Origin of the sequence: Sulfurimonas sp., from assembly GCF_014859695.1 — a bacterium.
Classification (GTDB): domain Bacteria; phylum Campylobacterota; class Campylobacteria; order Campylobacterales; family Sulfurimonadaceae; genus Sulfurimonas.
Map to the genome: position 1 here is coordinate 1 of NZ_JACUTS010000169.1, position 1,699 is coordinate 1,699.

The following is a 1,699-nucleotide window of genomic DNA, read 5'->3' on the forward strand; positions in this document are numbered from 1 at the left end:
GAAAAACTCAATAAAAATAACGATATCTTTTATAAATTAAAGCAGAAAAAAAATAGAGGAAAATTGGAATGAGTAGTTTTGTATCACAATCACAAGTAATAAGTGCCATCTTTGAAGGCATCGATAACGCTAAAGAAAATTTTCTTTTCTGGACAAATAATAGGCTTTTTCTCTCAGCAAAGCCGTTTTGTCTGTAGTCCTATACAAAAAGTAACAAATATGGGCGAATGGTGTAGTGGATGTTATATCATCGAACCAAAGATAGCTCAAAAGATGTGAACTATCATGATAAACGCCGTGCGAAACCTCAAGAAAATACTCCCGGTAAACAATCATAGCTACAAAAAAGAGGCATAAGATGACCTGTCCTGTATGCGGAAATACCCACACAAGAGTGTATGGGACAAAAAAAAGGTTTACCAATACCCGTTTTCGTATTTGCGAGGAGTGTGGCGCAAAGTTTATGACCGTAGAGGTTTTAAGAGAAGACCTTTTTAGCAAGGATTATAACGACTACCTCGAGGACATAGGCGAACTAGAGGCTGACCTGAGGCATAAAGCCCTTAGGGGTTGAGTGAATTTTTAAATTCATTTGTTACTGCCTCTTTTATCTCTTCATAGACTCTAGGGGCTATCACTCCACTTTCATCAAGTGGTAAAAACTTTCTTGATGGTATCTTCTTTTTAGAGCTACCCCACTGATGAACAGCTCCATATTCAAACCCTTTTTCGCTTTTGGCTTGCCCAAACACTTTTACTGACGAACTTGTAGCTTCTATGTTCCATTTGTCTTCTAACTCACCGCTAAGGCGTAGGACTTGCTACAAATATCTCATCTTTATCTTTTACATCTTTTAAAGCGGCTCTATAATACCTGCCATATTTTTTTAGCAGCACGAAGGTGTTTTCTTTTTGTCTAAAGGCTCTGCCGTCTATGATATTTGGTATGAGGCTAAAACAGCATGGCCAGAGTGTTGATTTTTGAATGTATATATGCTATCATTCCTTTATGAAAATAGTAATAGATACAAGTGTATGGATTGCAGCACTTATTAAAAAAGATAGTAAAGCAAGAGAACTACTAAGATTGGTTTTCCAAACAAAGCTTTATCCACAAATGAGCGAAGCTCTCTTTAGAGAGTATGAAGATGTCATGAAAAGAAAAAAGATTCAAAACTTAACACCCTTAAGCGTATTGGAGCAAAACGAACTCTTTGAAGCTTACCTATCAACTTGTAAATGGAATGAAATTTACTATATGTGGAGACCAAATTTAAAAGATGAAAACGATAACTTTGTAGTGGAGTTAGCAGTTGCTAGTGGAGCAGAAGCTATCATCACTTACAATGTCAAAGATTTTAAAAATGCAGAGTTGATTTTTAAACACAGAATTATAACACCCGAGGATTTTATAAAGGAGATGCTATGAGTATAGTTACACTAAGAATACCAGATTCAAAACATGAAAGATTAAAACAATATGCAAAAGAGCAAGGAATTAGCTTAAATAAGCTATTTGAGGAGTTTGCAACAGTAGCGCTTGCACAGTTTGATGCTAAAACAAGATTTGAGATAAAAGCTTCAAAAGGGAGTACTGAAAAAGGATTACAGATTTTAGAGAAGTTAGAGTTTTACTTTTAACTACAAAAGAGCAGATTGTGATTGCAACTGATGGCTGTGGTGTTCCTGTGCATGCTCT

Annotated in this window: 4 protein-coding genes; 3 read left to right on the forward strand and 1 reads right to left on the reverse strand. The window is 35.7% G+C overall.

The features are described from left to right. The first annotated feature begins 358 nt into the window (after nucleotides 1-358). Nucleotides 359-574, forward strand: a complete 216-nt coding sequence (locus IBX42_RS12385; protein ID WP_294933238.1) for a hypothetical protein — start codon at nucleotides 359-361, stop codon at nucleotides 572-574. On the opposite strand, the gene IBX42_RS12390 is transcribed toward IBX42_RS12385, so the two are convergent. Then, on the reverse strand, nucleotides 564-752 hold the full coding sequence (locus IBX42_RS12390; RefSeq protein ID WP_294933239.1) for a hypothetical protein: 189 nt from the start codon (nucleotides 750-752) through the stop codon (nucleotides 564-566). The genes IBX42_RS12385 and IBX42_RS12390 overlap by 11 nt on opposite strands. Nucleotides 753-1,009: 257 nt before the next feature. On the opposite strand from IBX42_RS12390, the gene IBX42_RS12395 reads away from it, so the two are divergent. Beyond that, nucleotides 1,010-1,429 carry a putative toxin-antitoxin system toxin component, PIN family gene (locus tag IBX42_RS12395; RefSeq protein ID WP_294933240.1) on the forward strand — a complete coding sequence of 140 codons (420 nt, stop codon included), beginning with the start codon at nucleotides 1,010-1,012 and terminating at the stop codon, nucleotides 1,427-1,429. Further along, nucleotides 1,426-1,641, forward strand: coding sequence for a toxin-antitoxin system HicB family antitoxin (locus tag IBX42_RS12400; protein ID WP_294933241.1), 216 nt, complete (start codon nucleotides 1,426-1,428; stop codon nucleotides 1,639-1,641). The genes IBX42_RS12395 and IBX42_RS12400 overlap by 4 nt, the downstream gene beginning before the upstream one ends. Nucleotides 1,642-1,699 lie beyond the last annotated feature (58 nt).

What these genes read in the sequence shown, in the direction of transcription:
- IBX42_RS12385 (WP_294933238.1), top strand. Translation starts at nt 359, where the DNA reads ATGACCTGTCCTGTATGCGGAAATACCCACACAAGAGTGTATGGGACA.
- IBX42_RS12395 (WP_294933240.1), top strand. Translation starts at nt 1,010, where the DNA reads ATGAAAATAGTAATAGATACAAGTGTATGGATTGCAGCACTTATTAAA.
- IBX42_RS12400 (WP_294933241.1), top strand. Translation starts at nt 1,426, where the DNA reads ATGAGTATAGTTACACTAAGAATACCAGATTCAAAACATGAAAGATTA.